The sequence below is a fragment of the Pseudomonas sp. A-B-19 genome, from assembly GCF_019947515.1.
Taxonomy (GTDB): domain Bacteria; phylum Pseudomonadota; class Gammaproteobacteria; order Pseudomonadales; family Pseudomonadaceae; genus Aquipseudomonas.
The window spans coordinates 198,754-220,977 of the sequence record NZ_JAGYGN010000001.1 but is presented as its reverse complement, the minus strand read 5'-3'; the positions used below and the strand labels follow the sequence as shown (position 1 = coordinate 220,977).

Genomic DNA, 22,224 nt, shown 5'->3' with positions numbered 1-22,224 from the left:
CTGTGCAGGCACGGGACTTTGAGTCCCGTGCCTGTTTTCAAGGTTAGGAGTAAGAGCACTATGGCTCACGCAGCTCAAATCAAGATTCCCGCCACCTACATGCGCGGCGGCACCAGCAAAGGCGTGTTTTTCAGCCTGAAGGATTTACCTGAAGCGGCCCAGGTCCCAGGCCCGGCCCGCGACGCTTTGTTGCTGCGGGTGATCGGCAGCCCCGACCCGTACGACAAGCAAATCGACGGCATGGGCGGCGCGACCTCCAGCACCAGCAAAACCGTGATCCTGTCGAAAAGCATCAAGGCCGATCACGATGTCGACTACCTGTTCGGTCAGGTATCCATCGACAAGCCGTTCGTGGACTGGAGCGGCAACTGCGGCAACCTGTCGGCGGCGGTCGGTTCCTTCGCCGTCAGCAACGGTCTGGTGGACGCCAGCCGCATCCCGCACAACGGCGTGGCGGTGGTTCGCGTGTGGCAGGCCAACATCGGCAAGACCATCATCGCCCATGTGCCGATCACCAACGGCGAAGTGCAGGAAACCGGCGATTTCGAACTCGACGGCGTGACCTTCCCGGCAGCCGAAGTGCAGATCGAGTTTCTCGATCCGGCGGCGGATGAAGAGGGCGGCGGCGGTTCGATGTTCCCTACCGGCAACCTCGTGGATGACCTGGAAGTGCCCGGCGTCGGTACCTTCAAGGCGACGATGATCAACGCCGGCATCCCGACGATTTTCGTCAATGCCGAAGACATCGGCTACAAGGGCACCGAGCTGCAGGGCGCGATCAATGGCGACCCGAAAGCCTTGCTGATGTTCGAAACCATACGTGCCTACGGCGCGCTGCGCATGGGGCTGATTTCGAACATCGACGAAGCGGCCAAGCGGCAGCACACGCCAAAGGTGGCCTTCGTGGCCAAGCCTGCGGACTACGTGGCCTCAAGCGGCAAGGCGATTGCGGCAGGCGATGTCGACCTGCTGGTGCGTGCACTGTCCATGGGTAAACTGCACCACGCGATGATGGGCACGGCGGCGGTGGCGATCGGCACGGCAGCGGCGATTTCCGGCACTTTGGTGAACCTCGCGGCGGGCGGTATCGAACGCAATGCGGTGCGCTTTGGCCACCCGTCCGGCACCCTGCGTGTCGGCGCCGAGGCCAGTCAGGTCAATGGCGAATGGACCGTGAACAAGGCGATCATGAGCCGCAGTGCGCGGGTGTTGATGGAAGGGTTCGTTCGTGTGCCAGGCGACTCCTTCTAACTGACGCATTCCCCTTGTAGGAGCTGGCTTGCCAGCGAAGAGGCCGTCAAATTCAACATCATTGTTATCTGTGACACCGCTTTCGCTGGCAAGCCAGCTCCTACAGGTGAATCGAACATGAGCGCCAACGTCGACCTGAACAACCGCCCCGACTACGACAAGGTCCTGCAGGACATTGCCGATTACGTTCTCAACTTCAAGATCGAGTCCGAAGAGGCGCTGGATACCGCGCGCAACTGCCTGATCGATACCTTGGGATGCGGCCTGCTGGCTCTGCGTTTTCCGGAGTGCACCAAGCATCTGGGGCCTGTGGTCGAAGGCACCGTCGTACCGTTTGGCGCCCGGGTCCCCGGTACGTCTTTTCGGCTGGATCCGGTCAAGGCGGCCTGGGACATCGGCTGTATCGTGCGCTGGCTCGACTACAACGACACCTGGCTCGCCGCCGAGTGGGGACATCCGTCGGATAACCTCGGCGGCATTCTCGCGGTGGCCGACCACCTGTCGCAAAAACGCCTGGCCAATGGCGAGGCACCGCTGACCGTGCGCACGGTGCTTGAGTCGATGATCATGGCTCACGAGATTCAAGGCGTGATCGCCCTTGAGAATTCGTTCAACCGCGTCGGCCTCGATCACGTGATTCTGGTGAAAGTCGCCTCGACCGCGGTTACGGCCAAGCTGATGGGCGCCAATCGCGAGCAAATGTTGTCAGCGTTGTCCCACGCCTTTGCCGACGGTCAGGCCTTGCGCACCTACCGGCATGCGCCGAATGCCGGCTCGCGCAAGTCCTGGGCGGCGGGCGATGCGTCCAGTCGTGGTGTACGCCTGGCGGACATCGCGATGCGCGGCGAGATGGGCATCCCCGGCGTATTGAGTGCCAAACAGTGGGGGTTTTACGATGTACTGTTCAGTCACACCAACAATGATCTGGCGCTCAAACCCGAAGACAAACGTGCATTCAGCTTTTCGCAGCCGTACGGCACCTACGTGATGGAAAACGTGCTGTTCAAGATCAGTTTTCCCGCCGAGTTCCATGCGCAAACGGCCTGCGAAGCGGCGGTGACCTTGCATCCGCGAGTGCGTAATCGCCTGCACGAAATCGACAGGATCGTCATCACCACCCACGAGTCTGCGATTCGCATCATTTCCAAAGTCGGTCCATTGGCAAACGCCGCCGACCGCGATCACTGCATCCAGTACATGACGGCCGTGCCGCTGGCCTTCGGCAATCTGGTGGCGGAGCACTACGAGGACGATTTCCACAAGGCGCATCCAATCATCGATGTGCTGCGCAACAAGATGGTCATCGTCGAGGAAGCACGCTACACCCGTGAATATCTGGAGGCCGACAAGCGCTCCATTGCCAATGCGGTGCAGGTGTTTTTCAAGGATGGCTCCAGCACTGATAACGTCGTGGTGGAGTACCCGATCGGGCATCGGCGGCGTCGGGCTGAAGGTATTCCATTGCTGGAGGAGAAATTCAGGGCGAACTTGCTGACACGATTCGCGGGGCAGCGCAGCGAGGAGATTTTTGCGCTGTGCAAGGATCAGGCGCGGCTAGAGGCTACGCCGGTGAACCGGTTTGTGGATCTGTTTGTGATCTAGGAGACCGAGTTATCGTTCATCGCGAGCAAGCTCGCTCCCACAGGGTGCGGTTGTGAATGCAGTATTTGCGAACACCAACAAAACCTGTGGGAGCGAGCTTGCTCCGGGCGGCGTTCCGACGATGAGGTCAGAACGAGCAATAGAGATTTATTTGAAGCGCCGCTCGACGCCTTTCTCGACAAGAATCTTCGCGGAGATTTCTTCCACGGAAAAATGCGTGGAGTTGATGTGCGGGATGTTTGCGCGGCGAAACAGGTTCTCGACCTCGCGCACTTCGAACTCGCACTGGGCGTAGCTCGAATAGCGGCTGTTGGGCTTGCGCTCGTTGCGAATCGCGGTAAGGCGGTCGGGGTCGATGGTCAGGCCGAACAGCTTGTGCTGGTGGGCGCGCAGGGCGTTTGGAAGTTGCAGGCGTTCCATGTCGTCTTCGGTCAGCGGGTAGTTGGCTGCGCGGATACCGAATTGCATGGCCATGTACAGACACGTCGGTGTCTTACCACATCGCGACACGCCCACTAGTATCAGGTCGGCCTTGTCGTAATAGTGCGTGCGGGCGCCGTCGTCGTTGTCGAGGGCGAAGTTCACCGCTTCGATACGCTCCATGTAATTGGTGTTGGAGCCGATGGAGTGGGATTTGCCCACGGTGTAGGAAGAATGCTCGGTCAGTTCCTGTTCAAGTGGTGCCAGGAACGTCGAGAATATGTCGATCATGAAACCATTCGAGGTTGCGAGAATCTCACGAATGTCCTGATTGACAATTGTGTCGAAGATAATCGGACGGAAGCCGTCGGTTTCGGCGGCCTTGTTGATTTGTTGTACCATGGCCCGCGCTTTGTCCACGTTGTCGATGTACGGCCGCGTGACTTTGTTGAAGGCAATGTTTTCGAACTGCGCCAGAAGGCTTTGACCCAGGGTTTCGGCGGTAATGCCGGTACCATCGGAGATAAAGAAAGCAGATCGTTTCATTTGCACCTTGGGCCTTAAGCTAATGATCATTCTTGGATATGATAGGCGCGATTTGTCGGCCGCCATTGGCCCGCATTCTCACTTATTTTCCAGGTCCAGGCCATATAGCCGGCAAACGCTCCCCCGAGCAGCCGGTTTTGAGCTTTTCCAACACAGTTAGTGGAGAGATCACCTTGGTAGAGTACGTAGTTTCCCTCGATAAGCTCGGCGTCCATGATGTAGAGCATGTGGGGGGCAAGAACGCATCCCTCGGCGAGATGATCAGCAATCTGGCAGGCGCCGGTGTTTCGGTGCCCGGTGGCTTCGCCACGACCGCTCAGGCTTATCGTGATTTCCTGGAGTTGAGCGGCCTGAACCAGCAGATTCATGACGCCCTCGATGCCCTGGACGTCGATGACGTGAATGCCCTGGCCAAAACCGGTGCCCAGATCCGCCAGTGGATCATGGAAGCCGAGTTTCCTGAAAAGCTGAATGCCGAAATCCGCACCGCGTTCGCCACGCTGTCCGCCGGCAACCCTGACATGGCCGTGGCCGTGCGTTCCTCCGCCACCGCCGAAGACTTGCCGGACGCTTCCTTTGCCGGCCAGCAGGAAACCTTCCTGAACATCCGTGGTGTCGAAAACGTCATTCGCGCCGCCAAAGAGGTGTTCGCCTCGCTGTTCAACGACCGCGCCATTTCCTATCGCGTGCACCAGGGCTTCGACCACAAGCTGGTGGCCCTGTCCGCTGGCGTGCAGCGCATGGTCCGTTCCGAAACCGGCACCGCCGGCGTGATGTTCACCCTCGATACCGAATCGGGCTTCCGTGACGTGGTGTTCATCACCGGTGCCTACGGCCTGGGTGAGACCGTCGTACAGGGCGCGGTGAACCCGGATGAGTTCTACGTCCACAAGGGCACGCTGGCTGCCGGTCGTCCGGCCATCCTGCGCCGCAACCTGGGCAGCAAGGCCATCAAGATGATCTACGGCGACGAAGCCAAGGCCGGTCGTTCGGTCAAGACCGTCGACGTGGACAAGGCTGAACGTGCGCGTTTCTGCCTGACCGACGCCGAAGTCAGCGAGCTGGCCAAGCAGGCGATGATCATCGAGAAGCACTACAAGTGCCCGATGGACATCGAGTGGGCCAAGGACGGTGACGACGGCAAGCTGTACATCGTGCAGGCCCGTCCGGAAACCGTGAAGAGCCGCACCCAGGCCAACGTCATGGAACGTTACCTGTTGAAAGAAACCGGCACCGTGCTGGTGGAAGGCCGCGCCATCGGCCAGCGCATCGGCGCCGGCAAGGTCCGCATCATCAAGGACGTGTCCGAGATGGACAAGGTCCAGCCAGGCGACGTACTGGTTTCCGACATGACCGACCCGGACTGGGAACCGGTCATGAAGCGCGCCAGCGCGATCGTCACCAACCGCGGCGGCCGTACTTGCCACGCGGCGATCATTGCCCGTGAGCTGGGTATCCCGGCCGTGGTAGGTTGCGGCAACGCCACCCAGCTGTTGAAAGACGGCCAGGGCGTGACCGTTTCCTGCGCTGAAGGCGACACCGGCTTCATCTTCGAAGGCGAACTGGGCTTCGACATCAAGAAGAACTCCGTGGACGCCATGCCGGAACTGCCGTTCAAGATCATGATGAACGTCGGCAACCCGGACCGCGCCTTTGACTTCGCGCAACTGCCGAACGCCGGTGTGGGCCTGGCCCGTCTGGAGTTCATCATCAACCGCATGATCGGCGTGCACCCCAAGGCACTGCTGAACTACGACGGCCTGCCGCAAGACATCAAGGAAAGCGTCGACAAGCGCATCGCCGGTTACGACGATCCGGTCGGCTTCTACGTCGAGAAGCTGGTTGAAGGTATCAGCACCCTGGCCGCAGCGTTCTGGCCGAAAAAGGTCATCGTGCGCCTGTCGGACTTCAAGTCCAACGAATACGCCAACCTGATCGGCGGCAAGCTCTACGAGCCGGAAGAAGAGAACCCGATGCTGGGCTTCCGCGGTGCGTCGCGTTACATCAGCGAATCGTTCCGTGACTGCTTCGAGCTCGAGTGCCGCGCCCTCAAGCGCGTGCGCAACGAGATGGGCCTGACCAACGTCGAAATCATGGTGCCGTTCGTCCGTACCCTGGGCGAAGCGAGCCAGGTAGTCGATCTGCTGGCGGAAAACGGTCTGGCTCGTGGCCAGAACGACCTGCGCGTGATCATGATGTGCGAACTGCCGTCCAATGCCATCCTGGCGGAAGAGTTCCTCGAGTTCTTCGACGGTTTCTCCATCGGCTCCAACGACCTGACCCAGCTGACCCTGGGCCTGGATCGTGACTCCGGGATCATTGCGCACCTGTTCGACGAGCGTAATCCGGCGGTCAAGAAGCTGTTGGCCAATGCCATTGCCGCGTGCAACAAGGCCGGCAAGTACATCGGCATCTGCGGTCAGGGCCCTTCGGACCACCCGGACCTGGCCAAATGGCTGATGGAACAGGGTATCGAAAGCGTTTCGTTGAACCCCGATTCCGTACTGGAAACCTGGTTCTTCCTGGCGGAAGGTCAAGCTTCGGCCTGATAACGTGTGAACGGCCCGCTCACATACCTTTGCAGGAGCGAGCTTGCTCGCGATGGACGCAAACGATAACGCGTTTATTCTGGATAAACGCGGTGTCCTGAAGTTTTTCGCGAGCAAGCTCGCTCCTACAGGGGCGACGTAGCGTCAGGGAGCGGTCTTTTAGAGATTGAAGCAGGGCGGGCTCCATCTGGATGCCGCCCTTTTTTGTGCAAGAGATTATGCAAAGCAGCAGCAACCTATTTCCTGTCGCTCTGATCAGCGCCGAACGGCGCGGTGATCTGAGCGAAGATGTCTATCGTTTGAAACCCGGTAACAGCCCCGACTTCACCGTCGAACTGGCTGTGACGCGTCTTGGCATGGCCGATGAGTCGTCCTCCCGTGGCGTGCCGGTGATCCTGCTGCACGGCAGCTTTTCCAATCGCCGGTTCTGGTTTTCTCCCAAGGGCCTGGGGTTGGGCGCTTATCTGGCCCGCCTGGGATTCGACGTCTGGATTCCGGAAATGCGCGGTCACGGCTTGTCCCAACGCAACCAGAACTATCGCAAGAACGGCGTCGCCGACTATGCACGCTATGACTTGCCGGCCATTGGTGCGTTCGTGCGCGAACAGAGCGGGCAGGTGCCGCACTGGATCGGTCACTCGCTGGGCGGTATTACCCTGGCGGCGGCGCTGGGTGGCGAGTACATCGGTGAGCCGGTCGTGGCCTCGGCGGCGTTTTTTGGCACTCAGGTCAGTCGCACTTACTGGCCCTTGAAGATTCCGCCGGTGGAGTGGAGTGGACGCTTTATTCTCAAGCGTTTTGCTCAATTGTCCGGTTCACGCCTCAAGCGTGGTCCGGAGGACGAACCGATTGGCCTGGCTCTGGAAAGCATGCGCTGGTACGGTCTGTTCGGGCGTTTTGGCGATGCCGATAAGAATTGGTGGGCGGGTTTGGCCGAGGTCAAGTTGCCGGTGCTCGCCGTGAGCGCTACGGGCGATCATCAGGATCCTGCGTGGGCGTGCCGCAAACTGTTCGAGCAGTTCGGTTCCGATCGCAAGCAATTTATCAATCTGGGGCGAGATCAAGGTTTCGCCGACAATTTTGGCCATGTTGAAATGCTCGTCAGCAAACCCGCCCAGGCCGAAGTCTGGCCGTTGGTGGCCCGCTGGTTGGCTGATCAGCAGACACCTTTGCCGGGAGCACAACAGGATTTGGCCGCGGCAATCTGAGCCTGACGCTCTAACAAGGGCATTTCGCTCTGATCGGCTTGCGGCTAAGATATGACGCATTGAGCTGTTCTGGTCACTTTCCGTGGCTAAGTCATCACTGATGTTCGTGCTGTCTTCCTCTTCACAGGAGTTTCTCGATGATCCATTACCTCACGCCTGACCTATGCGATGCCTATCCGGAACTGGTGCAGGTGCTGGAACCGATGTTCAGCAATTTCGGCGGCCGTGATTCCTTTGGTGGCGAAATCGTGACCATCAAGTGCTTCGAAGACAACTCGCGGGTCAAGGAGCAAGTCGAACTCAAGGGGGATGGCAAAGTGCTGGTGGTAGACGGTGGCGGTTCCCTGCGTCATGCGTTGCTGGGTGACATGCTGGCCGAGAAAGCGGCGAAAAACGGTTGGGAAGGGCTGGTGATCTACGGTTGCATCCGTGACGTCGATATCATTGCGCAGACCGATCTGGGCGTTCAGGCCCTCGCCAGCCACCCTAGGAAATCCGACAGACGCGGGCTCGGCGATCTCAACGTTGCCGTGACCTTCGCCGGCGTGACATTTCATCCGGGTCATTACATCTATGCGGACAACAACGGCGTGATCATCTCGCCAACCCCGCTGAAAATGCCTGAATAAAACGCTGGTCGACCAAAGGAGTGCGGATGTTCGAGGAAGAAAACGCGCAATGGGGGCTGGTGCATGCCCTGGTGCTGGACGGTAAAGGCGGCGCGCGTTCGATTGCCCGGACTGAACTCGATGACTTGCAGTTGCAGGCCCATGAAAGCCTGTGGCTGCATTGGGATCGCAGTCATCCGCAAACCCGGACCTGGCTGCGCAAATCCAGTGGTCTGAGCGAATTCAGTTGTGACCTGCTGCTCGAAGAAAACACCCGTCCGCGACTTTTACAGCTTTCCGACAGCGAACTGCTGCTATTTTTGCGCGGGGTCAATCTGAACCCCGGTGCCGAGCCCGAGGACATGGTGTCGGTGCGGATCTTCGGCTCGGCCCAGCGTGTCATTTCCCTGCGTTTGCGTCCGTTGCGTGCCACTGACGAGTTGCTGGTGCAACTGTCCGAGGGCAAGGGGCCGAAAACTGCCTCCGAACTCATCCTGTGCATGGCGCAGTACCTCACCAACAAGGTGCAGGATCTGGTCAGCTGTCTCTCGGAAGTGGTCGATGAGGAAGAAGAAAAACTGGATTCCGACGAACGGTATACTCCTGAGCACGGATCGGTTTTGCAGATTCGTCGCCGGGCGGCTGCGTTGAAGCGCTTTCTCGCTCCGCAGCGGGACATTTTCGGGCAGTTGACGCGAATCAAGTTGCCCTGGTTCGTCGAGGACGATGGCGATTACTGGAACGAATTGAACAACAGCCTGACCCGCTACCTCGAAGAGCTGGAATTGACCCGGGAGCGGGTGGGGCTGGTCCTGGAGGCTGAAGATCGTCGCTTGAGCGTGCGCATGAACCGCACGATGTATCGCTTTGGCATCATTACCGGGATCTTTTTGCCAATGAGTTTTCTGACCGGGCTTTTGGGGATCAACGTCGGTGGCATTCCATTCTCGGCAAGCCCTTATGGCTTTCTGATCGCCTGCCTGATGATGGTCTCGGTGGCGCTGGGGCAATGGTGGTTATTCCGACGTTTGCGCTGGGTCTGAGGGAAACCATGTGACCCGACCAAAACTGACCGCGTCTCCCACAGACATCACGAGAGGTGCGTATGCACGATCCGTTTGAACAGTCTTTACGCGACATGCTCAAGGCCTCACCGTCCAACCGGGACGACGATGCGTGCCTGGGGCGTGTGCTGAAAACCGCCAATCGCCAGGTTGGCGCCGGTGATTTGTTCAGTCTGCTGGGGCGCTGGTTGCCCGCACTGATGATCGCCCTGAATAACGGATCGGCCCATGTCGCGCCGGTATCCCGTCTTCGTAAACCTGCTGCTCGCACTGCTGATAAGGCTGATTGAATATGGAACTTGATCTCTGGACTCAGAGCCTCGTCACTGCAATGACTGCGTTGTGGACCAAGGTTGCGAACTTCATTCCGAACCTGTTCGGCGCACTGGTTGTGCTGCTGTTGGGTTTTGTCGTGGCCAAACTGCTGGACACCCTGCTCTCCAAGTTGCTCGCCAAACTGGGCCTTGACCGCTTGATGGGCGGCACTGGCCTGACCAAGCTGCTGTCCCGCGCTGGATTGCAGGTTCCTATCTCGACCCTGATCGGCAAGATCGTCTATTGGTTCATTCTGCTTATTTTTCTGGTTTCTGCCGCAGAATCGCTTGGGCTTGAGCGGGTTTCAGCTACGCTGGATATGCTTGCGTTGTATCTGCCGAAGGTTTTCGGCGCGGCACTGGTGTTGCTGGTAGGTGTTTTGCTGGCGCAACTGGCCAACGGGCTGGTGCGTGGAGCGGCAGAAGGCGTAGGCCTGGACTATGCTTCAGGGCTTGGTCGAATTGCCCAGGGCCTGGTGATCATCATCAGTATTTCGGTTGCGATCAGCCAGCTTGAGGTCAAGACTGACCTGCTGAACCATGTGATCGTGATCGTGTTGATAACCGTTGGTCTGGCGGTAGCGCTGGCCATGGGGTTGGGGAGCCGGGAAATTGCCGGCCAGATTCTTGCGGGAATCTACGTGCGTGAGCTGTACCAGGTTGGGCAACAAGTGCGTGTTGGCGAGGTCGAAGGCCAGATCGAGGAGATCGGCACGGTTAAAACCACATTGCTGACCGATGAGGGTGAGCTAGTCTCTCTTTCCAATCGGATTCTCCTTGAGCAGCATGTGAGTAGCCACTAACCCGGCAAACCCTGCTAATGTATGCCGCCGCAAAATGCCTGCTGATGCTGGCTGCGGCGGACATTGACCTGACTGTCGGCCCGACTTGTTTTGAATAAAACCCAATCGTTATCCATGCGCTACGACCCCCGCGAGCTCTCTGATGAGGAGTTGGTCGCGCGCTCGCATACCGAACTGTTTCACGTAACACGCGCCTATGAAGAACTGATGCGGCGTTACCAGCGAACATTATTTAACGTATGCGCACGGTATCTCGGGAACGATCGCGACGCAGACGATGTCTGTCAGGAGGTCATGTTGAAGGTGCTGTATGGCCTGAAGAACTTCGAAGGTAAATCGAAGTTCAAGACATGGCTATATAGCATCACGTACAACGAATGCATCACACAGTATCGAAAGGAACGGCGAAAGCGTCGCTTGATGGACGCATTGAGTCTTGATCCCCTTGAGGAAGCGTCCGAAGAAAAGGCGCCGAAACCTGAGGAAAAGGGCGGACTTGATCGCTGGTTGGTGTATGTGAACCCGATTGACCGCGAAATTCTGGTGCTACGATTTGTCGCAGAGCTGGAGTTTCAGGAGATCGCAGACATCATGCACATGGGTTTGAGCGCAACAAAAATGCGGTACAAGCGCGCTCTAGATAAATTGCGTGAGAAATTTGCAGGCATTGCTGAAACTTAGTTCAGCGCAAATATCTCTTACGCGTAGGCAAGTTCTGTTAGACTTGCCGCCGAGTTGTCCCCCGGTTTGCGGGACTGCTTCACAATCACCAGATGGGGATTTAACGGATGAAACTGAAAAACACCTTGGGCTTGGCCATTGGTACTCTTATTGCCGCTACTTCGTTCGGCGCACTGGCACAAGGCCAAGGCGCAGTTGAAGGCGAGCTCAACTACGGGAAGAAGTACAACGACAGCGTTAACAACGTTGAAGACGGCTACACTCCTGGCGCCTCCATCGGTTACTTCTTGACCGACGACGTATCGTTGAACTTCACCTACAACAACGATGACTACACCCGTTCGAACAACAACACCGGCAACCAGAAAATCGAAGGCGACCAGTTCGGTCTGAACGCCCAGTACCACTTCAACAACGCTGGCGACGCTCTGCGTCCTTACGTTCAAGGTGGTGTCAAGCACGGCAGCCTGACCAACGTAGCCGCTGACGGCCACACCGGTCGTGACCAGTCGACTTTCCTGACTGCTGGCGCTGGCGTCAAGTACTACTTCGTTGAAAACGTTTACGCTCGTGCTGGCGTAGAAGCTGACTACAAGCTGGACAACGGCCGTTGGGACTACATCCCGTCCGTAGGTCTGGGTGTTAACTTCGGCGGTGGCAACAAGCCTGCTGCTGCTCCGGTTCCAGCTCCAGAAGTCTGCTCCGACAGCGACAACGATGGCGTTTGCGACAACGTTGACAAGTGCCCGGACACCGCAGCCAACGTAACTGTTGACGCTGATGGCTGCCCGGCTGTTGCTGAAGTCGTTCGTGTAGAGCTGGACGTGAAGTTCGACTTCAACAAGTCGGCAGTCAAGCCAAGCAGCTACGGCGACATCAAGAACCTGGCTGACTTCATGAAGCAGTACCCATCCACCACCACTACTGTTGAAGGTCACACCGACAACGTCGGTCCTGACGCTTACAACCAGAAACTGTCCGAGCGTCGTGCAAACGCCGTTAAGCAAGTTCTGACCAACCAGTACGGTGTTGAGTCGTCCCGCGTTCAGTCCGTTGGCTACGGCGAATCCCGCCCGGTTGCTGACAACGCCACTGAAGCTGGTCGCGCTGTTAACCGTCGCGTAGAAGCGCAGGTTGAAGCTCAAGCTAAGTAATTAGCTCGCAGCTCTGAGAAAAGCCCGGCTCAGGCCGGGCTTTTCTTTGTCTGCGATTTGGGTTTCAGCGAGGGTTTGGCGCTGTTGCGAAAGGATCGCAGCCTGCGCCAGCATCCTACAGGGATGAACGTCGAACCACTGTAGGAGCTGCCGCAGTCTGCGATCTTTTGATCTCATCACAGGCCGCTACAGCACCGATCACGAGGATTGCCGGGCTTTTGAGCTGGAAGTCGCGGGCATCTTCTTCCATGGTTGCCAGGTCGCTCCAACATTCCCGTTGGTGCGGCAGGGAAGCATTTTCGATCATTGCCACAGGCGTAGCGGGAGCCATTGCGCCGGCCAGCAGTTGCTCGCGAATTTCACTCAGCTTCGCCACCCCCATGTAGATCACCAGCGTGGTGCCCCCTTGAGCCAGGGCCTGCCAGTTCAGGCAGCTGTCATCCTGAGTGTGCGCCGTGACCAGTGTCACGCCACGTGCAACGCCCCTCAGCGTCAGCGGAATATCGCATTGGGTCGCGCCGGCAAGGCCCGCCGTGATGCCGTTGACCAACTCGGCTTCGACCCCGCGCTCGCGCATCCACTGCGCCTCTTCACCACCTCGGCCGAAAATGCACGGATCGCCGCCCTTTAGCCGCACCACGCATTTACCCTGCCGGGCATAACGAAGCATCAGGCGATGGATAAACGCTTGAGGAGTGGAGCGGCAGCCGCCGCGCTTGCCCACCGGGATGATCCGCGCCTCTGGGCAATGCTCGAGTACCGCGACATTGACCAGATCATCGATCAGCACCACATCAGCCTCGCGCAAGGCACGTACCGCTTTCAACGTGAGCAACTCCGGATCCCCCGGGCCTGCACCCACCAGCCAGACTTTTGCACTCATAGTGTTTTCCTCACGAGATGACAGTGACTGGCCGCGCCTTGGCAGCCAGCAGGCGTTTGATTTCCGGAACGCAGGACCCGCATTGCGTGCCGCAACCCAGTTCTTGCTTGAGTTCCTGCAAGTCCAGGCCACGGTCGATGCCGGCGCAGATCGCGTTCTGGCCGACGTTCTTGCAGTTGCACAGGATCTTGGTCGCGTTGAAGGGCGCGTCGAGATTGCCCGGTGGTGCGCTCAGCGGCGCCAACAACCAGCGGCGCAATTGCTCGTCTGCGCGGCCGTCGAGCCACAGCCCCTGCAACCAGTGCTGGGCAAGGGTTTCACCGGCCAGGCGAATGGCGGTGATCCGGCCATTTTCGATTCGCACCCGCTTGCCAATGGCCCGTCGAGGGTCGTCGTAAGCCAACACCGGGCCGTCATTGAGTGCCAGGCTTTGATCGATTTCACAGAGCAACTCTGCCGAAGGCGCTGAAGCATTGGCAGCCCGTACAAGCAGAGCAGGGCGTTCACGACCAACCAGGCTGAGACTGACGTAGGAAAATGCCTCACAAAGCGGTCGTAGCGCCTCAAAATGCCGTTGAACATCACCCTCGATCAGTGCGAACAGTTTCCAGGGCAAATCGACCGGCTCCAGGCGTACGCCGCTGTGCTTGAGTTCGGGCTGTTTCGACAAAGGGTCGAATGCGGACAAAGTCAGGCTGTTCACCCCGCCCTTGAGAAAACGGTCGCCCCAGTGCATTGGCAAAAAGGCCTGGCCAGGACGCACGCAGTCATCGCTGGCGACCGCGACGATGACTGCGCCGCGCCGGCTTTTCAGGCTGACCAGATCCCCGGGCTGCAAGCGATGGCGGCGCAATTCGTCAGGGTGCAGGCTCACCTGCGCTTCGCTGACATGGCCGAACAGCTGCGCGGCGGTGCCGGTGCGGCTCATGCCATGCCATTGATCGCGCAAGCGGCCGGTGATCAGGGTCAGGGGGAAGCGTGTATCGCGTTGCTCTTTGGCGGCGCGGTACGGATCGGCCACGAACTGTGCGCGCCCGTTGGCAGTGGCAAATATCCCGTCGACGTAGAGCCGTGCCGTGCCTTCGACGGCACCTGAAGGGAAGGGCCACTGCTGCGGGCCGAGTCGATCGATCAGTGCATGGCTGATACCGGACAGATCCAGGTCGCGACCGCGAGTCAGGTGTTTGTATTCATCAAAGACCTGAGCGGGGTTATCAAATGCAAACAGGCTGGTTTGGCCGGGGCGCAGGTATTTCTCCAGGCGTTGTGCGAAATCTACTGTAATTGCCCAGTCCGGCCGTGCCTCACCCGGTGCAACGATTGCCTGGCGTACGTGGGAAATGCGTCGTTCGGAATTGGTCACGCTGCCTTCCTTTTCTCCCCAACTGGCCGCGGGCAGCAGGAGGTCGGCAAACTTCGCGGTTTCAGTGGTGCGAAAGGCTTCCTGCAACACCACGAACGGGCAGGCTTGCAAGGCGGCGCTCACGGTCATCTGGTCCGGCATGGATTGCGCGGGGTTGGTGCAGGCGATCCACAACGCCTTGATCTTGCCGCTGCGCACTTGCTCGAACAGCTCGATCGCCGAGAGCCCGGGATTTTCCGGCAGTTGCTCGACGCCCCAATAGGACGCTACTTGCTCACGGTGTTGCGCATTGGCGGCATCACGATGGCCGGGCAGCAGGTTGGACAAACTGCCGGTTTCCCGCCCGCCCATGGCATTTGGCTGACCGGTGAGGGAGAAAGGTCCGGCGCCGGGGCGACCGATCTGCCCGGTGGCAAGGTGCAGATTGATCAGCGCACTGTTTTTCGCGCTACCGGCAGTGGACTGGTTCAAGCCCATGCACCAAAGCGACAGAAAGCTTGGGGATGTACCGATCCACTCGGCACATTGCTGCAATTGCTCGATGCTGATTCCGCAGAGCTGCGAAACCATTTGCGGGGTGTAGTCACGCACCAGGCTTTTCAGCTCAGCCAGACCTTCGGTATGGTCTTTGATGAAGTCACGATCGATCCAGTCTTCCCACAGCAGCAAATGCAAAATCCCATGGAATAAAGCGACATCGGTGCCCGGCAAGATCGGCAGGTGCAGGTCAGCCAGATCGCAGGTGTCTGTACGACGTGGGTCAATGACGATGACCTTCATCTGCGGCCGGCGGGCTTTGGCTTCCTCCAGCCGACGAAACAGCACCGGATGGGCGTAGGCCATGTTGCTGCCCACGATCATCACACAATCGCTCGATTCCAGGTCTTCGTAGCTGCAGGGCGGCGCGTCGGCACCCAGGCTGCGCTTGTAGCCGACCACCGCCGAGGACATGCACAGCCGCGAATTGCTGTCGATGTTGTTGGTACCCACCAGGGCACGTGCCAGCTTGTTGAAGGCGTAGTAGTCCTCGGTCAACAGCTGCCCGGAAATGTAAAAAGCCACGCTGTCCGGGCCATGTTCGGCAATGGTCGCGGCAAATACGCTGGCGGCGTGATCGAGGGCGGTGTCCCAGTCTGTGCGGTGGCGGGCCAGGCCTTTGCCGAGGCGCAGCTCGGGGTACAGCGCCCGCGCGGTCTCGTCGCCGGTCAGGTGCAGGGTCGAGCCCTTGCTGCACAGCTTGCCGAAATTGGCCGGGTGCGCGGGATCGCCGCTGACGCCGAGGATGCGTGAACCGTCGTGCTCGATCAGCACCCCGCAGCCGACCCCGCAGTAACAGCAGGTGGACGCAGTTATCTGGCGGCCCATCAGCCTGCATCCCGCAGGGCCAGCATCACCCGGCCATTTTCTACCCGAGCCAGATGGTGATGGGCACAGCCGATGTCCGGGGCCAGGGCTTCGCCGTTTTCCAGGTCGATTTGCCAGTTGTGCAACGGGCAGGCCACCCGCTTGCCGTAGATCAGACCTTGGGACAGCGGCCCGCCCTTGTGCGGGCAACGGTCGTCGAGGGCGAACACTTCGTCGTCGCTGGTACGAAAAATCGCGATGTCACCCTTGGGGCCAGCGATGATCCGCGAGCCCAGGGCATTGATCTCTTCCAGTGCGCAGATATCCAGCCAGTTCATGCCAGCACCTCCAGGTTCTTCACGGGGATGACGTCGAATTCTTTTTTCAGCTGGGGCTGTTCCAGGCGTTCCTTCCACGGGTCCTGTTCGAGCGACAGGGAGAATTGCAGGCGATCGTTGAGCGCCTTGCGCCGCTCCGGGTCCTCTAGTACGGCTTTCTTGATGTGGTCCATGCCGACCCGTTGCAGGTAGTGCACAGTGCGTTCGAGGTAAAAGGCTTCTTCGCGATAGAGCTGCAGGAATGCACCGTTGTATTCGCGGACTTCTTCGGCGGTTTTCAGTTTGACGAAGAACTCCGCGACTTCGGTCTTGATCCCGCCGTTGCCACCGATGTACATCTCCCAGCCGGAGTCCACGCCGATGATTCCCACATCCTTGATGCCGGCTTCCGAGCAGTTGCGCGGGCAACCGGAGACAGCCAGTTTCACCTTGTGCGGTGACCACATGTTGAACAGGTCATGTTCCAGTTCGATACCCAACTGTGTTGAGTTCTGGGTACCAAAGCGGCAGAACTCGCTGCCGACGCAGGTTTTCACCGTGCGGATGGATTTGCCGTAGGCGTGGCCGGACGGCATGTCCAGGTCTTTCCACACCCCCGGAAGGTCTTGCTTGCGGATGCCCAGCAAGTCGATGCGCTGGCCACCGGTGACCTTGACCATCGGCACGTTGTACTTGTCGGCGACGTCGGCGATGCGCCGCAGTTCCGAAGGATTGGTCACGCCGCCCCACATCCGCGGGACTACTGAGTAAGTGCCGTCTTTCTGAATGTTGGCGTGGGCCCTTTCGTTGATCAGGCGCGATTGCGGATCGTCCCGGGCTTCCCCCGGCCAGGTGGAAATCAGGTAGTAGTTGAGCGCCGGCCGGCAGGTGGCGCAGCCGTTGGGGGTGCGCCAGTTCAGGTAGCTCATGGTGCCGGCGATAGTCAGCAGGTGCTGTTCGCGGATGGCCTGGCGGATTTGTCCGTGGTTGAGGTCGCTGCAGCCGCAGATGGCCTTTTCGCTTTTCGGTTTGACGTCGGCGGCGCCGCCCACAGTGTTGATCAGGATCTGTTCGACGAGGCCGGCGCAGGAACCGCAGGAGCTGGCGGCCTTGGTGTGTTTCTTCACTTCGTCGACGCTGAACAGTCCGTGTTCCTGAATGGCCTTGACGATGGTGCCTTTGCACACGCCGTTGCAGCCGCAGACTTCGGCTGTGTCGGCCATGCTCATGGCTTTGTCCTGGCCCTGATGTCCTACGTCGCCAAGCGAATTTTCACCGAACATCAAGTGATCGCGGATCTCGTCGATGGCGTGATTCTCACGGATCTGCCGGAAGTACCAGCCGCCGTCTGCCGTATCGCCATACAGGCAGGCGCCGACCAGCACGTCATCCTTGATCACCAGTTTTTTGTAGACCCCGCCAATCGGGTCCGAGAGGGTGATGGTCTCGGTGCCTTCACCGCCCATGAAGTCGCCGGCGGAGAACAGGTCGATACCGGTAACCTTCAATTTGGTCGAGGTCACCGACCCCTTATAGGTGGCAAAACCCAACTGGGCGAGGTGGTTGGCGCAGACTTTGGCCTGTTCGAACAGCGGCGCGACCAGGCCGTAGGCGATGCCACGGTGGCTGGCGCATTCGCCGATGGCGTAGACCCGAGGGTCGTAGGTTTGCATCGTGTCGTTGACCAGAATCCCGCGGCTGCAAGGGATGCCGGATTTTTCCGCGAGTTCGGTGTTGGGGCGAATGCCGGCGGCCATCACCACCAGGTCGGCGGGGATGATGTCGCCGTTCTTGAACTGCACCGAGCCGACCCGGCCGTTGCCGGCGTCGTGCAGGGCCTGGGTTTGTTCGCACAGGCGAAAGTGCAGGCCACGAGCTTCCAGGGCGGTTTGCAGGAGTTGGCCGCTGGTTTTGTCCAGTTGCCGTTCCAGCAGCCATTCGCCGATGTGCACCACGGTGACGTGCATGCCGCGCAGCATCAGGCCGTTGGCGGCTTCAAGGCCCAGCAGGCCGCCGCCGATGACCACGGCGTGCTTGTGGGTCTTGGCGGTGTCGATCATCGCCTGGGTGTCGGCGATGTCGCGGTAGCCGATCACGCCCTGCAAGGTGTTACCGGGGATTGGCAGGATGAACGGGGTCGAGCCGGTGGCAATCAGCAGGCGATCGTATTCGGCCTCGGTGCCGTCTTCGGCGATGACCCGGCGTTTGACCCGATCGATCTCCACCACTTTGCGGTTGAGCAGCAGCTTGATGTTGTTTTCCAGATACCAGTCCAGATCGTTGAGCACGATCTCTTCGAATGTCTGCTCGCCCGCCAGTACGGGCGACAGCAGAATGCGGTTGTAGTTGGTATGGGGTTCGGCGCCGAAGACCGTGATGTCGTACAGTTCATTACTCAGCTTGAGCAGTTCTTCCAGGGTACGGACCCCGGCCATGCCGTTGCCGATCATCACCAGTTTTAGTTTTTTCATCAGGTTCTCCGGGGAGCTCAGGCCTGCCTCATCAGGGTTCAGGCCATGCTCGACAAATTTTGCGCAAACAAAAAAAGGCGTCCCGCTAGTTGCCTAGCGAGGACGCCTTTGTCCTGGTCCCGTTCTCTCGGGAAGTGCAGCCTTCGTCGTTGAAGCCCGCGCTTTATGTCTGTTGGGAGAGGTAATGCAGTGGTTGTGCCAACTCTCGCAAGGGCTTGATTTATGGACTCTCACCGTGGGAGGAGAGGGTTGGCGTGCACCGGTTCAAGGCGTAGTGCCCGGTTTTGAAGCAGAAAGATCAAAAGATCGCAGCCTGCGGCAGCTACAGGAGATCGTGGGCACCCGTGGGAGCTGCCGCAGGCTGCGATCTTTTGATCTTTTGGGTGTAGTGAAAAACTCAGCCATGAAACAACAAAAACAGCAGCACCAGATTCACCAGCAGCGACACCAGCGCCAATGTCCGCCAGACTATCAGCGGCTCGCGCTCCAGTAACGGTCTGGGACGCACGCTCAAACTACGACGTTCTCCCTGTTCCAGTAGCAACAACCATTCTTCCGCCGTTTCAAAACGCTGATCCGGAGCCGCAGCCACCGCGCGCTCCAGGCTTTGCGCGATCCATTCCGGCAAGTCGGGCCGGTAGCGACTGGCGCTGACAGGCACACCAAACCGTGGTCGCTGGAACGCTTCGATTTCGCCGTAGGGATAATGCCCGGTCAGCAGGTAATACAAGGTCACGCCGACCGCATACAAATCCTGTTGTGGCGTAGGATAGTCGCCTCGAAAAGCCTCCGGCGCGATATAGCTGGGCGTTCCGGGCAGGGCGCAAGCTTGATCTTCGGACAGCCCGGGGCAGTAGGCGAGGCCGAAATCCAGCAGGCGCAACTCGCCGTCGTCCCCCAGCAGCAGGTTCTCCGGTTTGATATCGCGATGCAGAATCTGCCGTCGATGCAGTATGCCAACGGCCCGCAGCAGGCGTTCGGCCAGGTCCAGCCATTGAGCCAGTGGCAGCATTGCGACACGCTCATGCAGCTCAGCCAGGGTAGACCCGGAATATTCACGCATCACGTAGTACAAATGCTGACGCTGACTCGAGGCATGGACTTCAGGAAAATGCCGCCCGGCCACACGCTTGAGAAACCATTCCTCGGATAACAATGCCTGCCCGGCCTGGTGATCGTCACGTAGCGCACCGGGCAAGGTTTTCAGCAACCAGGGTTGTTGTTGCGCGTCGCGCACCCGATACAGCAGCGATTGCTGGCTCTGGCCGAGGATCCCTTCCACGTGCCAGCCTTCGAAGGTCTGGCCCGGCTTCAGTGCAGGCGGGAGTGGCCATTGCTGCAAATGAATCAATGCATCGCCAATGCTGGTTTCGCCAAGGGCATCGACCCGCACCAGCAGGGCGCTGGCATTGTCCTGACTGCCGGCCAGGTGCGCGGCGCTGACCAGCGTTTGCGCGGCACTGTCCAAATCAGGCTGATCCCGCAGAATCGCCGCAATGGCCGTGTCGCCCAGCACGGCCCAGATGCCGTCGCTGAGCAGCACGAAACTCTCGTTCAGGCGCAGTTCGCCATCGAGAAAGTCCAGCACCAGATGCTGATCCAGCCCGAGGGCCCGCTTAAGCACATGCTGCATGCCCGGCTGGTCCCAGACGTGATCCTCGCTCACCCGTTGCAGCGTATCGGCGTGCCAGCGATAAACCCGGCAATCGCCGACGTGAGCCAGGGTAAAACGCCGGCCGCGCATCACCAAGGCACTGACCGTGGTCAGCAGTGGTTGGCCGCCACCGTTAGCCTGCAACCAGCGATTTTGCGCCAGCAGCAGGCGATCCAATGCCTGGGCGACGCCCCAGGTTTCCGGGGTGGCGTAGTAGTCCAGCGCCAGGGCCTGCAAGGTCGAACGGGCCGCGAGACCGCCATCGGCACATTGGCTGACGCCATCGGCGATGGCGAACAGATAACCTTTGCTCGCCGCCAGCGCCGGGGCCGGAGTGACCAGGCGCAGAGCGTCCTGGTTCTCCTCGCGGGGGCCGATGGCGCTGTGTTCGGCGAAACTCAGTTGCAGGCTCATGCAGTCCTCACACCCGTGCAGCGGTGACGGCTGCCGAACCCCAAGTGGTTCTCCAGCGACGTTTCACCCCATGTAGACCGAACCAGGCGAGTACGCCGAGGCTGGCGAACAACCACAAGGCCAGTTGATAGCTGCCGGTGCTTTGCTTGATCGCGCCCATGCCGGCCGCCAGGGCAAACCCACCGATGCCGCCGGCCATGCCGATCAGGCCGGTCATCACGCCGATTTCCCGGCGAAAACGCTGCGGCACCAACTGGAACACCGCACCATTGCCTGCACCCAAACCGAGCATGGTGCAGACGAAAAGTGCCAGTGCGACGTAGGAACTCGGCAGGTTGAAACCGACAGCGGTAATGCAGATCGCCGCGACGGTGTACATCGCCAACAAGGTCCGAATGCCACCGAACCGGTCGGCCAGCGCGCCGCCCAGAGGGCGCATCAGGCTGCCGCCGAACACGCAGGCGGCGGTGTAGTAGCCGGCAGTGACCGGGCTCAGGCCGTACTGGTCGTTGAAATAACCGGGCAGGGCGCTGGCCAGGCCGATGAAACCGCCGAACGTCACGCTGTAGAAAAACATGAACCACCAGCTGTCACGATCGCCCAGGGCCTTGAAGTAGTCGGCCATGGCTTTGGCTTTTGGCCGCTCGGGGGCGTTTTTGGCCAGCCAGGCGAAGACGATCAAGGCCAGAATCAGCGGGATCAGGGCGAACCCGAACACGTTGCTCCAGCCAAACGCCGCCGCCAGCACTGGGGCGATCAATGCGGCGAACACAGTGCCCGAGTTCCCCGCACCGGCGATGCCCATGGCCTTGCCTTGATGCTGCGGCGGATACCACTGCGATGCCAAGGGCAGGGCGACGGCGAAAGAAGCGCCGGCCATGCCGAGAAACAGACCCAGCAGCAACGCTTGCTCGTAGCTGTGGATACCGAGTTTCCAGGCGCCGAACAATGCGCAGATCACGATGACCTGACCGATCAGGCCGGCGGTTTTGGGTGACAGGCGATCAGCCAGCATCCCCATCACGAAGCGCAACACCGCCCCGGCCAGAATCGGCGTGGCGACCACCAGCCCCCGTTGCTGCGTCGTCAGGTGCAGGTCGGCGGCGATTTGTACTGCCAAAGGACCGAGCAGGTACCAGACCATGAAGCTCAGGTCGAAATAGAGGAAGGCTGCGAACAATGTGGGTGTATGGCCGGATTTCCAGAAGCTTGAATTCATTGCGCACCTCAGCTGTGAAGAGTCTCGAAAGGAGTCATGAGCTTGCAGGTGGGGCGCCGTCACGGCCGCACCACCGGCCCCGTGCTGTGGGGCCAAAACGAAAAAACGCCGCTACCCGATCCGCCAGGGGCGAATGAGGTGAGCGACGTCTTTGTCGTAGGTGGGGCAACCGCCGTTGGTTACCTGTGGTGATTGCTTAGCGAGATTTGTGCCAACACTGCTTTTGTGGCGAGGGAGCTTGCTCCCGTTCGACTGCGAAGCAGTCGTAATTCAATAGTCGCGTTGTGTCCGATTTACCGAAGTGGCCGGTTTTGGGGCCGCTTCGCAGCCCAGCGGGAGCAAGCTCCCTCGCCACAGGG

At 59.7% G+C, this 22,224-nt stretch carries 17 protein-coding genes; 10 read left to right on the top strand and 7 right to left on the bottom strand.

Features of this window, described 5'->3' with window-relative positions:
• Positions 1–60 precede the first annotated feature (60 nt).
• Together prpF and prpD are read left to right on the top strand one after the other, a co-directional pair.
• The gene (prpF, locus tag KGA81_RS00840) at positions 61–1,251 is read left to right on the top strand and encodes a 2-methylaconitate cis-trans isomerase PrpF (RefSeq protein ID WP_223544167.1); all 1,191 of its coding nucleotides are present in this window, start codon (positions 61–63) and stop codon (positions 1,249–1,251) included.
• A 117-nt stretch (positions 1,252–1,368) separates the two neighbouring features.
• Positions 1,369–2,853 carry a 2-methylcitrate dehydratase gene (gene prpD / locus KGA81_RS00835; RefSeq protein ID WP_223544166.1) on the top strand — a complete coding sequence of 495 codons (1,485 nt, stop codon included), beginning with the start codon at positions 1,369–1,371 and terminating at the stop codon, positions 2,851–2,853.
• A gap of 147 nt (positions 2,854–3,000) precedes the next feature.
• Here the strand turns inward: prpD and KGA81_RS00830 are convergent, their stop codons facing one another.
• Complete coding sequence (locus KGA81_RS00830) at positions 3,001–3,819, bottom strand: pyruvate, water dikinase regulatory protein (protein ID WP_223544165.1); 819 nt, start codon at positions 3,817–3,819, stop codon at positions 3,001–3,003.
• A gap of 173 nt (positions 3,820–3,992) precedes the next feature.
• Here KGA81_RS00830 and ppsA point away from each other — a divergent pair, with 173 nt between their 5' ends.
• From ppsA to KGA81_RS00790, 8 genes are all read left to right on the top strand, one after another.
• Positions 3,993–6,368: a phosphoenolpyruvate synthase gene (ppsA, locus tag KGA81_RS00825; protein WP_223544164.1), complete on the top strand. Its 2,376-nt coding sequence runs from the start codon at positions 3,993–3,995 to the stop codon at positions 6,366–6,368.
• A gap of 218 nt (positions 6,369–6,586) precedes the next feature.
• Entirely contained in the window at positions 6,587–7,576 is a 990-nt protein-coding gene (locus KGA81_RS00820; protein WP_223544163.1) for an alpha/beta fold hydrolase, read from the top strand.
• A 140-nt stretch (positions 7,577–7,716) separates the two neighbouring features.
• Positions 7,717–8,205: a ribonuclease E activity regulator RraA gene (gene rraA / locus KGA81_RS00815; protein ID WP_223544369.1), complete on the top strand. Its 489-nt coding sequence runs from the start codon at positions 7,717–7,719 to the stop codon at positions 8,203–8,205.
• A 26-nt stretch (positions 8,206–8,231) separates the two neighbouring features.
• On the top strand, positions 8,232–9,227 hold the full coding sequence (locus KGA81_RS00810; RefSeq protein ID WP_223544162.1) for a zinc transporter ZntB: 996 nt from the start codon (positions 8,232–8,234) through the stop codon (positions 9,225–9,227).
• 62 nt (positions 9,228–9,289) lie between these two features.
• Positions 9,290–9,538: a CrfX protein gene (locus KGA81_RS00805; RefSeq protein ID WP_223544161.1), complete on the top strand. Its 249-nt coding sequence runs from the start codon at positions 9,290–9,292 to the stop codon at positions 9,536–9,538.
• A 2-nt stretch (positions 9,539–9,540) separates the two neighbouring features.
• Positions 9,541–10,365, top strand: coding sequence for a mechanosensitive ion channel family protein (locus KGA81_RS00800; protein ID WP_223544160.1), 825 nt, complete (start codon positions 9,541–9,543; stop codon positions 10,363–10,365).
• 90 nt (positions 10,366–10,455) lie between these two features.
• Positions 10,456–11,046 carry an RNA polymerase sigma factor SigX gene (sigX, locus tag KGA81_RS00795; RefSeq protein ID WP_081501652.1) on the top strand — a complete coding sequence of 197 codons (591 nt, stop codon included), beginning with the start codon at positions 10,456–10,458 and terminating at the stop codon, positions 11,044–11,046.
• Positions 11,047–11,153: 107 nt separating this feature from the next.
• Positions 11,154–12,200 carry an OmpA family protein gene (locus KGA81_RS00790; RefSeq protein WP_223544159.1) on the top strand — a complete coding sequence of 349 codons (1,047 nt, stop codon included), beginning with the start codon at positions 11,154–11,156 and terminating at the stop codon, positions 12,198–12,200.
• Positions 12,201–12,315: 115 nt separating this feature from the next.
• On the opposite strand, the gene cobA is transcribed toward KGA81_RS00790, so the two are convergent.
• From cobA to KGA81_RS00760, 6 genes are all read right to left on the bottom strand, one after another.
• A complete protein-coding gene (gene cobA, locus KGA81_RS00785) occupies positions 12,316–13,083 on the bottom strand; it encodes a uroporphyrinogen-III C-methyltransferase (protein WP_223544158.1) in 768 nt (255 codons plus the stop codon).
• Positions 13,084–13,093: 10 nt separating this feature from the next.
• The gene (locus KGA81_RS00780; RefSeq protein ID WP_223544157.1) at positions 13,094–15,811 is read right to left on the bottom strand and encodes a nitrate reductase; all 2,718 of its coding nucleotides are present in this window, start codon (positions 15,809–15,811) and stop codon (positions 13,094–13,096) included.
• Positions 15,811–16,128, bottom strand: a complete 318-nt coding sequence (gene nirD / locus KGA81_RS00775; protein WP_223544156.1) for a nitrite reductase small subunit NirD — start codon at positions 16,126–16,128, stop codon at positions 15,811–15,813. Before nirD ends, KGA81_RS00780 begins: the two co-directional genes overlap by 1 nt.
• Positions 16,125–18,578 carry a nitrite reductase large subunit NirB gene (gene nirB, locus KGA81_RS00770; protein WP_223544155.1) on the bottom strand — a complete coding sequence of 818 codons (2,454 nt, stop codon included), beginning with the start codon at positions 18,576–18,578 and terminating at the stop codon, positions 16,125–16,127. The genes nirD and nirB overlap by 4 nt, the downstream gene beginning before the upstream one ends.
• A gap of 397 nt (positions 18,579–18,975) precedes the next feature.
• On the bottom strand, positions 18,976–20,646 hold the full coding sequence (locus KGA81_RS00765; protein ID WP_223544154.1) for a bifunctional protein-serine/threonine kinase/phosphatase: 1,671 nt from the start codon (positions 20,644–20,646) through the stop codon (positions 18,976–18,978).
• A 7-nt stretch (positions 20,647–20,653) separates the two neighbouring features.
• Positions 20,654–21,865, bottom strand: coding sequence for a nitrate/nitrite transporter (locus KGA81_RS00760; protein ID WP_223544153.1), 1,212 nt, complete (start codon positions 21,863–21,865; stop codon positions 20,654–20,656).
• Between the last annotated feature and the right edge of the window lie 359 nt (positions 21,866–22,224).